Source organism: Bacteroides finegoldii DSM 17565 (genome assembly GCF_000156195.1).
Lineage (GTDB): Bacteria > Bacteroidota > Bacteroidia > Bacteroidales > Bacteroidaceae > Bacteroides > Bacteroides finegoldii.
The window spans coordinates 60,532-61,135 of the sequence record NZ_GG688331.1 but is presented as its reverse complement, the minus strand read 5'-3'; the positions used below and the strand labels follow the sequence as shown (position 1 = coordinate 61,135).

General features: G+C 34.4%; 1 protein-coding gene. It reads right to left on the bottom strand.

Annotation, left to right across the window (positions count from 1 at the left end):
- A partial coding sequence (locus BACFIN_RS03630; protein WP_007756940.1) for a discoidin domain-containing protein occupies positions 1 to 604 on the bottom strand: 604 nt, incomplete at its 5' end.

The window sequence follows — 604 nt, the reverse complement described above, 5'->3', positions numbered from 1 at the left end:
TTATTTCTGATAAACAGTAACTTCAGTAATATTGATGTAGTCTGCTTCTTTAATAGGGATATCCATCTCAGTCTTAATATATTGTGCTTTTACAGGAACTAAGAAGATAAAGTCAGATGCACCATTCTTTTCAACAGCATTCTCGATCGTTCCTACTTTAGTCCAAGTGGAATTATTACTAGAAAGAGAAATCGTCACTTCTTTATAGAAGTTGCTTGGATTGCTACCAAGATATTTAACTCTGATACCAGAGAAAGTTTGAGCATTCTGCATATCTACAGTAAAAAGGAAATTGCTTCTTGGTACAAACCTCTTAGCAGCAACAAATATTTCTATAGCTTTGTTACTATCGTTACCGTCTACCAAGCTATTTTCGCCATATTTTATTAAGTTATCAGGAAAACGGCTACTGAGAATAGCTATTTGCACAATTTCAGTTTGAGGAACTTCATTATCTTCTTCCAATGCAATTTCTGTATGTCCCAGTTCAATCAATGTTTGGGGATACATCTTAAAATCAGTAAAATGTTCTTTGTTGTAGGTGACCAAATATTCCGGATCGATGGAAACTTGAGCATTCACTTCTCTATTGGCAGGTTTACTT